This window comes from Bacillus sp. MD-5 (assembly GCF_002201875.1).
Lineage (GTDB): Bacteria > Bacillota > Bacilli > Bacillales > Bacillaceae > Bacillus > Bacillus stercoris.
Window position 1 is genome coordinate 626518 of sequence record NZ_CP021911.1, and the last position, 12811, is coordinate 639328.

A 12811-nucleotide genomic window follows, 5' to 3' on the forward strand; every position below is an offset into this window, starting at 1 on the left:
GTGATGGAGAAACCGATTCACGTATTTTTGGCCGGGGATTCCACTGTGAGTGACTGCCCGCCTCATGAAGCGCCGATGGCGGGATGGGGGCAGGTATTCGGGCAATTGTTTTCTGAAGAGGTAGTGGTGCACAATCATGCCAAAGGAGGAGCGAGCACCAATTCTTTTGTGGAGGAAGGGAGGCTTCAAGCAATTGCCGAGCGGATGACACAAGGCGATTATTTGTTGATTCAATTCGGCCACAATGACCAAAAACCGCGGGGGACGAAGCCGTACTCCACATTTCAGCAGTTCCTTACTTTGTTTGCAGATACGGCACGCGAAAAGGGCGCGCATCCTGTTTTCGTCACATCGGTGCAGCGCCGCCGCTTTGACGAAAACGGACGGATCGAGCATACACTCGGTGAGTATCCCGATGCGATGAAAGCACTGGCGAAGGAGCTCGATGTACCTGTGATTGATCTGCTCGCGAAAACAAAGGTGCTGTATGAGGCATACGGTCCTGAGGAGTCGAAGCGATTGTTCGTTTGGTTTCAGCCGAATGAACATCCGAATTATCCCGACGGCATTGAGGACAATACGCATTTTTCGGAAAAAGGTGCAATGGAGGTTGCGAAGCTTGTGGCAGAAGGCATTGAAGAGCTCGGACTTCCGCTGAAGGACCATCTTGCGAGCCGGGAGGGAAAAGATCATGTATAAGAAAGGCGCGTGCCTGTACCGAAATCCGCTCCAGTCAGAAAGCGATGTGAAGAACTGGCGGATGGAGGGTGGCGGACAGATCTCATTTGATGATCACAGCATGCACCTGTCACATGTCCAGGACGAAGCGCACTTTGTCTTTTGGTGTCCGGAAACCTTTCCAGACGGCATCATAGTGACATGGGATTTCTCCCCGATTGAGCAGCCGGGACTATGTATGCTGTTTTTTTCCGCTGCGGGGATTGGGGGCGAGGATTTATTTGATCCAAGTCTCCAGAAAAGAACGGGAAAATACCCCGAGTATCATTCAGGGGACATCAACACTCTTCACCTGTCATATTTCCGCAGAAAATACCCGGAGGAAAGAGCATTCCGCACCTGCAATTTAAGAAAAAGCCGCGGTTTCCACCTCGCCGCAATGGGAGCCGATCCGCTGCCTTCTCCAGACGACGCTGATTCTCCGTATCGTATGAAGCTCATTAAAGACAAAGGCTATGTGCGCTTTTCAATCAATGATCTGCCCATTCTTGAGTGGATGGACGACGGCAACACATACGGGCCTATATTAACTAAAGGAAAAATCGGATTCCGGCAGATGGCGCCCATGAAAGCCGCTTACAGAGATTTTGCCGTACATCAAGCGGTGAGAAGATGAAGACGACCGTAACGGACGCGCTCTATGCAGGCTGCGAAGCGGTGGTGAAAATCGCATGGCTCAACGGGCTGTGGCTGTTGTTTACCCTTTTGGGCGGCGTTCTTTTCGGATGGGCGCCGAGCACAGCCGCGATGTGTGCCGTGATAAGAAAATGGCTGATGGGGCAAAAAGATGTACCGGTATTTCCGTTATTTCTCGATACCTATAAAAAAGAGTTTCTCAAAGTTAATGCGATCGGATTGGCGTTTTCGGCTCTTTTGCTCATATTGTCCACGAACTATCATTATTTTTCGGCCAGTACGGATTGGCTGTCCTTTGCCGTAACAAGCTGCACGCTGCTTGCAGGGCTATTGTATATCATCGCGCTGATGTATGTGTTTCCCCTTTATGTGCATTACCAGCTCCCGCTTCGCAAATATATTCCGCAGGCACTGCTGTTTGGCGCCATGAGGCCGCTGACGACTGGCTGTATGCTGATCGGGTGCGGATTTGTCCTTTATTTGCTGTATACGCTTCCCGGCCTGATTCCATTTTACGGCCCATGTTTATTTGGGCTTGTGATGATGTTTTTTGCTCTTAGGGGATTTCAAAAGACGGAGGCCCAGCATCACCAAGCCGGATAACAAAAAAATGACACATACGCAAAAAAGTGCAGTGGCTGAAATAGGCAGATGCAAAAAAGTGAAATTGAAGACAGCTCACACAGCGCATAAAATCCAATTTAGGTAAGCGCTTACAGAAAAATAAGAAGGAGCTGTCTGATGATTACACGAAGGAAACGCATGTTTACCACTGTTACGTTGCTGGTCTTGTTGGTGATGGGAGCCTCTGTATATCCTGTGAAAGCTGAAGGGGCAGCGCGGCAGATGGAAGCGCTGAACCGGGGGCTTGTCGCGGTCAAGACGGACGGAGGCATTTTTGTCAGCTGGCGGTTTCTTGGCACTGAAAACGCATCTGTTTTGTTCAATGTGTACAGAGACGGGCAAAAACTGAATGCTGCGCCTGTCAAAGCCACGAACTATGTGGATAAAAACGGATCGGCCGGCTCAACGTATATGGTTCGTACCGTCGTTAACGGTACCGAACAGGCGGCATCTGAAAAAGCCTCCGTATGGGCGCAGCCGTATCATTCCGTCTTGCTGGATAAACCGGCTGGCGGCACGACACCAAAAGGTGAAGCTTACACCTACAGCGCCAATGACGCAAGTGTTGGCGATGTGGATGGTGACGGGCAATACGAGCTAATCCTGAAATGGGACCCATCTAACTCAAAAGACAACTCGCAGGATGGCTATACAGGTGACGTGCTGATGGACGCGTATAAACTGGACGGAACGAAGCTATGGCGGATCAATCTCGGCAAAAACATCAGAGCGGGCGCGCACTACACCCAGTTTATGGTGTATGACCTTGATGGTGACGGAAAAGCGGAAGTGGCAATGAAAACGGCGGACGGGACAAAAGACGGCACTGGAAAAGTGATTGGAAATGCCAATGCTGATTACAGAAATGAACAGGGGCGTGTGCTGTCAGGGCCGGAATACCTTACTGTGTTTCAGGGAGCAACCGGGAAAGAACTTGTAACAACAAATTTTGAGCCGGCACGCGGCAATGTATCGGATTGGGGAGACAGCTACGGCAACCGTGTTGACCGTTTTCTCGCCGGCATCGCCTACCTTGATGGACAGCGGCCGAGTCTGATCATGACCAGAGGGTATTATGCTAAAACCATGCTAGTCGCTTATAACTTCAGGGACGGAAAGCTGTCAAAGCTTTGGACGCTTGACTCCTCAAAGCCAGGAAATGAAGCGTTCGCAGGACAAGGGAATCACAACCTGAGCATTGCGGACGTTGACGGGGATGGAAAAGATGAGATTATTTTCGGCTCAATGGCTGTTGATCATGACGGCAAAGGCATGTACTCAACGGGCTTAGGCCATGGGGATGCCCTCCATGCCGGGGATCTTGATCCGAGCCGGCCGGGGCTTGAGGTGTTTCAGGTACATGAGGACAAAAACGCCAAATACGGCTTATCCTTCCGTGATGCGGCAACCGGAAAAATCCTTTGGGGCATCTATGCCGGCAAGGACGTAGGCCGCGGAATGGCTGCTGATATCGACCCGCGTTATCCGGGGCAGGAAGTGTGGGCCAACGGTTCCCTTTACTCAGCGAAAGGGGCCAAAATCGGAAGCGGGGCTCCGTCCTCGACCAACTTCGGCATATGGTGGGACGGCGACCTGCTGCGGGAACAGCTGGACAGCAACCGAATTGATAAGTGGGGTTATCAAAACGGCGTATCGAAAAATGTGCTGACCGCATCAGGCGCAGCGGCTAACAACGGCACAAAAGCAACGCCGTCACTTCAGGCTGACCTGCTTGGTGACTGGCGTGAGGAAGTGGTGTGGAGAACGGAGGACAGCAGTGCGCTCCGCATTTATACGACGGCCATTCCGACTGAGCACAGGCTGTACACGCTGATGCATGATCCTGTGTACCGGCTTGGCATCGCCTGGCAAAATGTCGCCTATAACCAGCCGCCGCACACAAGCTTCTTTTTAGGAGACGGCATGGCGGAACAGCCAAAACCAAATATGTATACGCCTTAACTGAAAGGGGGAAGGAACGGGCTGCGTGCAGCCCGTTCCCATCAAATGAAACCAAAAAAGAGGCAAATGGAATACTTGACCAGAGGTTTAATTGCGGTACAGACAGAACAGGGCGTGTTTGTCAGCTGGCGTTTTCTCGGAACGGATCATGAGACGACGGCTTTTCACCTTTATCGGGATGGAAAGCGAATCACCCGCGATCCGATCGCTGACAGCACTAATTTTCTTGATCAAAACGGAACGGCAGACTCTGTTTATCAAGTGGCGGCTGTCAATAAAGGACGGGAAGAAAAGCTTTCCAAGGAAGCCTGTGTTTGGCAGGAAAATGTTCTTGAGGTTCCGCTTGCCAAACCGGAAGGCGGTGTGACGCCGGACGGAAAGCCGTACACTTACAGCGCCAATGATGCCAGTGTCGGAGATGTAGATGGGGATGGAGAATATGAAATAATCCTGAAGTGGGATCCGTCCAATTCAAAAGACAACGCTCATGACGGTTATACCGGGGAGGTGCTCATAGATGCCTATAAACTGGACGGCACCTTTTTGTGGCGCATCAACCTCGGCAGAAACATCAGAGCGGGCGCTCATTATACGCAATTTATGGTGTATGACCTGGACGGTGACGGAAAAGCAGAAATCGCCATGAAAACAGCTGACGGCACAACAGACGGGAAAGGACATATCATCGGTGATGAGCATGCCGATTTTAGGAACGAACAGGGCAGAATCCTGTTCGGACCGGAATATTTGACCGTGTTTAAAGGAGAAACCGGTGAGGCGCTCACCACTGTTGAATATGAACCGCCCCGCGGCAAGCTGGAGGAATGGGGAGACGGCTATGGAAACCGGATGGACCGTTTTCTCGCCGGAATCGCTTACTTGGATGGGGAGCGGCCGAGCCTTGTAATGGCACGCGGCTACTATACGAGGGCGGTGCTCGTGGCATACGATTTCAGAAACGGAAGGCTCAAAAAACGCTGGGTATTTGACTCCAACCATCCGGGACATGAAGCGTACGCAGGACAGGGGAACCACAGCTTGAGCGTGGCAGATGTGGACGGAGACGGAAAGGATGAAATCATCTATGGCGCAATGGCGGTCGATCATGACGGAACCGGCCTATACTCAACGGGGCTCGGACACGGAGACGCGATGCATGTAGGGGATCTGGACCCGTCACGAAAAGGGCTTGAAGTGTTCCAGGTGCATGAGGATGCCGCGAAGCCGTACGGACTGTCACTGCGAGATGCCGGAACCGGTGAGATATTATGGGGCGTCCATGCTGGAACTGATGTTGGCCGGGGCATGGCGGCTCATATTGATCCAAGCTACAATGGGGCGCTCGTCTGGGGAATTGATCCGCCTAGCAAAGATGGCAAGTCGTATGGGCTTTTTACGAGCAAAGGAGAAAAAATCAGCGACAGAGCGCCCGCTTCAGCCAATTTCGCCATCTGGTGGGACGGAGATTTGGTCAGAGAACTGCTTGATCATGACTGGGACGGAACGATTGGCAGGCCAAAGATTGAAAAATGGGATGCTGAAAATAGCTGTCTGAAGACGATATTTCGGCCGGACGGCGTGCTGTCCAACAACGGCACGAAAGGAAATCCGGTTCTTCAGGCCAACCTGTTCGGGGACTGGCGGGAAGAAGTGATATGGAGAACGGAAGACAGCAGCGCACTCCGTATCTATACAACGACACATCTCACTCGCCACCGTTTTTACACGCTGATGCACGATCCGGTTTACAGGCTTGGCATCGCCTGGCAGAATACCGCCTACAACCAGCCGCCGCACACAAGCTTTTATCTCGGTACAGGGATGAAAAAACCGCCGAAGCCCGAACTGGCAGTAAAGCTGAGGCATCACTGTAAGAGGACTAAGGGATAAGAAGCAGCCGTATAAAAAACGAGGAGGAATGAAAAAATGGCAAATCATATTTATCTTGCCGGCGATTCGACTGTTCAAACGTATGGAGACAGCACAAATCAAGGGGGCTGGGGGCAGTTTCTCGGCTCGCATCTGCCGGAGCATATTCAAGTAATCAATAGAGCGATCGGGGGAAGAAGCTCGAAAACATTTGTGGAAGAGGGCAGGCTTCAGGCGATTCTTGATGTGATCGAGCCGGATGATTGGCTGTTTGTGCAAATGGGCCATAATGACGCATCGAAAAATAAGCCGGAGCGCTACACCGAGCCTTATACTACCTATAAACAATATTTAAAACAGTACATCGCCGGTGCGCGAGAAAAAGGCGCCCATCCGCTTCTCATTACTCCCGTAGCCCGATTTCACTACGAAAACGGCGTGTTTTTGAACGATTTTCCTGATTATTGCATTGCCATGAAGCAAACGGCTGCTGAGGAGAATGTCCAGCTCATAGATCTGATGGAGAAAAGCCTTACTTTCTTTACTGAGAAGGGCGAGGAAAAAGTGTACACCTATTTTATGGTTTCAGAAGGGATTAACGATTACACGCATTTTACAAAAAAAGGCGCAAAAGAAATGGCGAAACTTGTGGCAAAAGGCATAAAGGAGCTCGGCCTGCCATTGACTGAATCGATCATCAAAGAAGGGTGAAGAATGTGAGGAGAAAACTATATCATGGGGCTTGCTATTATCCGGAATTATGGGATGAAGAGACGATTCAGCAGGACATTGACATCATGCGTGAAGTTGGCGTGAATGTAGTGCGGATTGGCGAGTTTGCCTGGTCTGTCATGGAACCTGAAGAAGGAAAAATTGACATCGGTTTTTTCAAAGAAATCATCTCCCGGCTGTATGATAGCGGCATCGAGACGATCATGTGCACGCCGACGCCTACCCCGCCGATTTGGCTGTCACACGGCCGGCCCGAACGCATGCATGTCAATGAAAAAAGAGAGATCATGGGGCATGGCTCCCGTCAGCACGCCTGTACGAACAACCCATACTTCCGAAAAAGAGCCGCCATCATCACGAAAGCCATCGCCAAGGAGCTTGGCGGGCTCCCGGGGCTGATCGGCTGGCAGCTAGACAATGAGTTTAAATGCCATGTCGCAGAATGCATGTGTGAGACGTGCTTGCGCTTATGGCATGACTGGCTCAGAAACCGCTATGGCGTGATTGAGCGGTTAAACGAAGCATGGGGAACCGATGTGTGGAGCGAAACCTATCAGACGTTTGAGCAAGTGCCGCAGCCGGGGCCGGCCCCGTTTCTGCATCACGCCTCTTTAAGGACTATGTATCAGCTGTTTTCGATGGAGATGATCGCTTCATTTGCGGATGAACAGGCCAAAATCATCCGCTGCTATTCAGATGCGCCGATCACGCATAACGGATCTGTCATGTTCAGCGTGGACAATGAGCGAATGTTTCAGAATCTCGATTTTGCCTCCTATGATACGTACGCTTCGCAGGAAAACGCCTCTGCCTTTTTATTGAACTGTGATTTATGGAGAAATCTGAAACAGGGGCGCCCATTTTGGATTTTGGAAACGAGTCCGTCGTATGCCGCCTCGCTTGAAAGCTCCGCTTACCCGCACGCCGACGGGTATTTGCAGGCCGAAGCCGTATCGTCCTACGCCTTAGGAAGCCAGGGGTTTTGCTACTGGCTGTGGAGGCAGCAGCGTTCAGGCAGCGAGATTTCCCACGGTTCGGTTCTCAGTGCCTGGGGCGAGCCCACCATCGGCTACCCAAATGTGCTGGCGGTTGAGCGGGCAAGAAAGGAAATCGAACCGATTATTCTATCGACTGAACCCGTTCAAGCCGAGGCGGCGATGACGTATTCTGATAGAGCAAAAGCATTTATCAAAACTGAGCCTCACCGGGGATTCCGGCACCGTTCGCTTGTGACACATTTTTATGAACGCCTTCTCAACACGGGGATTCACCGTGACCTCATTCCGGAAGGCGCTCCGCTGGACGGCTATCGTTTGCTGTTTACGCCATTTGTGCCGCATTTGTCTTCTGAATTTATCAAAAAGGCTTCGGCGTTCGCTGAAGCCGGCGGTATCTGGATCGCCGGGCCGCTGACAGGAGGGCGCACATCCGAGCATACGATTCATACCGATTGCGGACTTGGCGAACTTGAGAAAACGTCAGGGATCAAAACGCTGTTCACCTTTCCGATGAACGAGAACATGAATACAGGAAAAGCGTTTGGCATCACGGCGCCGCTCGGACTGTGGAGCGCGGTGTTTGACACAGAGAGCGGAAACACTCTTGGCACGGTTGAAGCAGGACCGGGGGCGGGCCATGCTTTTTTGACGGAACGAGATTACGGCGAGGGGAAAATCGTCATGCTGGGCTCGCTTCCAACCGGGAAAGACGGGGATGCGATGCTGGAGGCGCTTGTCAGGCATTACGCCGCTGAGGCAGCCATTTCTGTCCGCTCGGATGTAACACCCGGCACGATCGTTGCCCCGCGCAAAGGCGATAACGGCCTCGTGTGGATCATCGTGAATATGGATGGAAAAGGTGGAAGCGTGACACTGCCGGAAGCGGGAACGGATCTGTTGAAAAAACGTTTGGAAAAGGCGGGGAGGCTGGCGGTGGGACCGCATGAATACCGTGTAATTCAGTTTGACAATCACAGCTGATTCTTTGCATCGAATCAGCTTTTTTCTATGGAGGGAGAGGACCTATGAAAAGGATCAAATGGTTATCAGAACAGCCAAAGGTGACAAGCGGTGTGACGTGGGGCGTGCCATGGAAAAAAGGAGAATTAAAAAAGGGTGGCCGTCTGGCGCTTCTGAATGAAAACGCGGAAATGCGATATGTGCAAAGCGAACCGTCGGCCTATTGGCCTGACGGGAGCATCAAGTGGACGAAGCATGCGGCGGTGTTTGGCGGTCAAGAGAACCAAAGCTTTACAGTACAAAAAGGAGAAGCACCGCAGCCGACAAAATCGATCAGCATTCACGAGTCAGCGCATGACATCCAAGTGGATACAGGAACGCTCGTCTGTACCATTCATAAAACAGGCTTTGATTTCATTCAATCGCTGCAGATCAACGGAAAGCCGATCGCCGCAGGCGGGAGGCTCGTTGCCATAAGAGAAACGAAAAAGGAGTCAGCGGCGGAAACGGTTCTTTTTCAAGAAACGTCTGTCAGCCTTATCAAACAGGCGGCGATTGAGCAAAGCGGTCCTGTCAAAGCAGTGGTCAAAATCGAGGGAATGCATGTGCTCCATAAAACGAATGAAGAATGGCTGCCGTTTGTCATCCGTTTGACGTTTTATGCCGGGCTGTCTGAGATCGGCCTTGTGCACACGCAGCTAATTGACAGGAGCGGTAAACAAGAATTCATTAAGGGGATCGGCATCGAATTTGACCTTTTTTTGGAGGGAGAGCCGTACAACCGCCATTTTCGTTTTGCGGGAAAGAAGGGGATGTACAAAGAACCCGCCCAGCTGTTTGGCACACGTAAATTCAATGAACGGTATCCGCTTTATGAAAAACAAATCAATGGCGAAATGCTGTCACCAGATGAAGAGCATAAGGAATGGTTTGCGCACGGAACTCAGAATGCGGTATGGGACGAGGTGAAGCTTGTTCAGGATTCAAGCGATCATTACAGCCTGTCAAAACGGACCGGAAAAGATTATGCGTGGGTCGGCATGCTGCATGGCAGCCGGGCGAAGGGGCTTTGCTATGCGGGCGGCGAAAATGGCGGTGTGGCTCTCGGTCTGCGGTATTTCTTTGAGAAATATCCGTCAGCACTGGAAATCACAGGTCTTGCCGGCAGCCGCCCAAAAATGACCGTCTGGCTTTGGCCCCCGGATGGAGAAGCGATGGATTTGCGGCATTATACAGGAAATACCCATGTGGCCAGCGCGTATGAAGGCTTTGATGAAATGCGCTCTGATCCGACCGGCATTGCGAACACGAATGAAATCAGCCTGGCGTGCTTTTCGCACATGCCGTCTGATGAAGTCCTAAATGCGCTCGCTGACAAATGGCAGGCGCCGCCGCTCCTGGTATGTGAGCCGAACGTCTATTACGAATCAAAAGCGCTCGGGGTTTGGAGCATCATTGACACATCCCATCCGCTCAAAAAAGAGCTGGAGGAACAGCTTGACGCCGTCTTTCTGTTTTATAAAAAGGAAGTAGAGCAGCGCAAATGGTACGGATTTTGGCATTATGGCGATGTCATGCATACGTATGATCCAATTCGGCACATGTGGCGATATGATCTCGGCGGATACGCATGGCAAAACAATGAGCTCGTTCCGACCCTATGGCTGTGGCAGGCGTTTTTCCGCTCAGGCAGAGAGGATATCTTCCGAATGGCAGAAGCCATGACCCGCCACACGAGTGAAACGGACAGCTTTCATCTCGGTGAATACGCCGGGCTTGGCTCACGGCATAACGTTGTGCACTGGGGATGCGGCTGCAAGGAAGCGAGAATCAGCATGGCCGGACTTTATAAATTCTATTATTATCTGACGGGTGATGAGCGGACGGGAGATCTTTTGACAGAAGTGAAGGATGCCGATTATGCCCTTGTCAAAACCGATCCGATGCGCGCTTTTTACGAGAAAGGCAAGCACCCGACTCACGTGAGAACGGGACCGGACTGGGCGGCGTTTTGCTCAAACTGGCTGGCGGAATGGGAGCGTACCGAAAATCCGGAATATCTCAAAAAAATCAAAACGGGCATCAACTGTCTAAAGCAGCTGCCGCTCCGCTTATTATCCGGCCCGACATTTGAATATGATCCGGCGACTTCGATGCTTCATCACATGGGAGACGGCATTGCGGGCGGATATCATATGATCATTGCCTTCGGCGCGCCGCAAGTGTGGATGGAGCTGGCTGAGCTTCTTGATGACCGGGAATGGGAGGATATGCTGAGTGAATTCGGCGAATTTTACACCCTCAGTGATGAGGAAAAACGCAAAAAAAGCGGAGGCGCGCTTCATGACGGGCATTTTCACTGGCCGATGTTCGCAGCTGCCATGACAGCCTACGCCGCGAGAAAAAAACAAGATCCTCATCTCGCCGCCAAAGCGTGGAATCTTTTGCTCGATGATAAGCTCAGCCATACGCCGCTTCCGATCAAACCCGAGCGCATCGAGACATGGACGCAGCTGGAGGAACTCCCGTGGGTGACAACCAATACCGTCTCCCAATGGTGTTTAAACGTCATAGCAGCACTGGAACTGATCGGAGATTCTCTTCCGGCAAAAAAAGAAACATTGGGCAAAAAAGGATAACAGCCGGAATTTCATAGGAGAAATGAAGCAAAAAATGAAGATTGCAAGAATTTATGTAAGCGCTTTATATTGAGAGGGGCAAAGGGGAAATGCAAAGTGAAAAAAAGGGGGACTTACGCATCATGAAAATAAAAATGCGAAAAAAATGGCTGGCCTTGCCGCTTGCTGCCATGATGATCGCCGGATGCAGCAATTCGGAAACATCCAGTTCAGCGGGCGGTTCGAAAGACACGATTAACATTATGGCGCCGCTCTTATCGCCGGAAAGCCCGAGTGAAAAGAGCCCTTCATTAAAAGCGCTCGAAAAATACACAGGCAAAGAGATTAAGGTTACATGGGTGCCTGATTCATCCTACAACGACAAATTCAACATCGTCATGGCTTCAGGAGAAATGCCTCACGCGATTGTCATTAAAGATAAGTCAGCCGGCTTTATCAAGTCTGTCAAAGCAGGGGCATTTTGGGAGCTGTCTCCTTATTTAAAAGACTATAAGAATTTAAGTCAGGCAGATGAAAAGATTTTGAAGAACAGCTCGGTGAACGGCGAGGTGTACGGAGTCTACAGAACGAGGGACCTGATCAGGGCGTGTATGATCATCAGAACCGACTGGCTGAAAAATGTCGGCCTGGATATGCCGGAAACGCTTGATGATTTCTATGAAGTGCTGAAAGCTTTTAAGGAAAAAGATCCTGACGGGAACGGCAAGGATGACACGTACGGCATGGTCGTGCCGAAATGGATGGGGCTCGGCAACGGAAGCCCGTGGGATGTTCTGCAAATCTGGTTCGGCGCCCCGAACCGCTACGGTGTTGAAAACGGAAAGCTGATTCCTGATTTTACAACGAAGGAATACATGGAGGCGCTCAAGTTTTTTAAAAAGCTCTATGATGAGGGTTTGATCAATAAGGATTTTGCGGTCATGGATTCAGCAAAGTGGAATGATCCGGTTGTGAAAGGAAAAGCGGGTGTCATCGTTGATACAGGCTCCAGAGCGTCTCAGATCCAAAGCGCCATGGAGGAGGCGGATGAATCGAACAAGGATATCATTGATATTGTCGGCTCGCTTGAGGGGCCGAATGGCAAGCGCACCTTCCCGACATCCGGTTATTCAGGCATGATCGCGATACCAAAATCAAGCGTCAAAACCGAAAAAGAGCTGAAAGAGGTGCTGTCCTTCCTCGATAAAATGAATGATAAGGAAGCGCAGATTCTCACGAACAACGGAGTGGAGGGGCGCAATTACGAGCTCAAGGACGGCGTATTCACCTCACTTGAAAAAAACAACAAATCCCTCCTGTATGAGCACGAAGGCTTGGCGCAGTTCAGCATGTCGATCCCGAAAAGCGAGTATTACATCGAAGACCAGAAAACAAAGCTCTTTCAACATCGCAAAGACATCATAACTGAAGGAGAAAAAATAGCCGTCTTTAACCCGGCTGAGTCGCTTGTATCTGATGTCTATACCCAAAAAGGAGCCCAGCTTGACAACATCATTCTCGACGCGAGAACACAATTTATCATTGGAGAAATTGATGAAAAAGGGTTCGAGGATGCGGTGGAGCTTTGGAAAAAAAGCGGCGGCAATGACCTGATGAAGGACTTGAACAAATTGTATCAATCGTCAAAATAAACCGATGCGCCTGCCGCTCGGC

General features: G+C 50.9%; 9 protein-coding genes. All 9 read left to right on the top strand.

Annotated features, from left to right (window positions below):
* The 9 genes from rhgT to CDO84_RS02990 all read left to right on the top strand — a co-directional run bounded on the left by rhgT (window position 1) and on the right by CDO84_RS02990 (window position 12789).
* Window positions 1–699: a rhamnogalacturonan acetylesterase gene (gene rhgT / locus CDO84_RS02950; RefSeq protein ID WP_080478178.1), complete on the top strand. Its 699-nt coding sequence runs from the start codon at window positions 1–3 to the stop codon at window positions 697–699.
* Window positions 692–1354, top strand: coding sequence for a YesU family protein (locus CDO84_RS02955; protein WP_040083901.1), 663 nt, complete (start codon window positions 692–694; stop codon window positions 1352–1354). Before rhgT ends, CDO84_RS02955 begins: the two co-directional genes overlap by 8 nt.
* Window positions 1351–1977: a YesL family protein gene (locus tag CDO84_RS02960; RefSeq protein ID WP_040083900.1), complete on the top strand. Its 627-nt coding sequence runs from the start codon at window positions 1351–1353 to the stop codon at window positions 1975–1977. Before CDO84_RS02955 ends, CDO84_RS02960 begins: the two co-directional genes overlap by 4 nt.
* 138 nt (window positions 1978–2115) lie before the next feature.
* Window positions 2116–3960, top strand: coding sequence for a rhamnogalacturonan lyase (rhgW, locus tag CDO84_RS02965; RefSeq protein WP_040083897.1), 1845 nt, complete (start codon window positions 2116–2118; stop codon window positions 3958–3960).
* 45 nt (window positions 3961–4005) lie between these two features.
* Entirely contained in the window at window positions 4006–5850 is a 1845-nt protein-coding gene (gene rhgX, locus CDO84_RS02970; RefSeq protein ID WP_442853372.1) for a rhamnogalacturonan exolyase, read from the top strand.
* A 36-nt stretch (window positions 5851–5886) separates the two neighbouring features.
* On the top strand, window positions 5887–6540 hold the full coding sequence (locus CDO84_RS02975) for a rhamnogalacturonan acetylesterase (RefSeq protein ID WP_040083895.1): 654 nt from the start codon (window positions 5887–5889) through the stop codon (window positions 6538–6540).
* Between the two features lie 5 nt (window positions 6541–6545).
* A complete protein-coding gene (yesZ, locus tag CDO84_RS02980) occupies window positions 6546–8540 on the top strand; it encodes a beta-galactosidase YesZ (protein ID WP_040083894.1) in 1995 nt (664 codons plus the stop codon).
* A 44-nt stretch (window positions 8541–8584) separates the two neighbouring features.
* Window positions 8585–11158, top strand: coding sequence for an exo-rhamnogalacturonan lyase family protein (locus CDO84_RS02985; protein WP_040083893.1), 2574 nt, complete (start codon window positions 8585–8587; stop codon window positions 11156–11158).
* A gap of 122 nt (window positions 11159–11280) precedes the next feature.
* Window positions 11281–12789, top strand: coding sequence for an extracellular solute-binding protein (locus tag CDO84_RS02990; RefSeq protein WP_040083994.1), 1509 nt, complete (start codon window positions 11281–11283; stop codon window positions 12787–12789).
* Window positions 12790–12811: the final 22 nt, after the last annotated feature.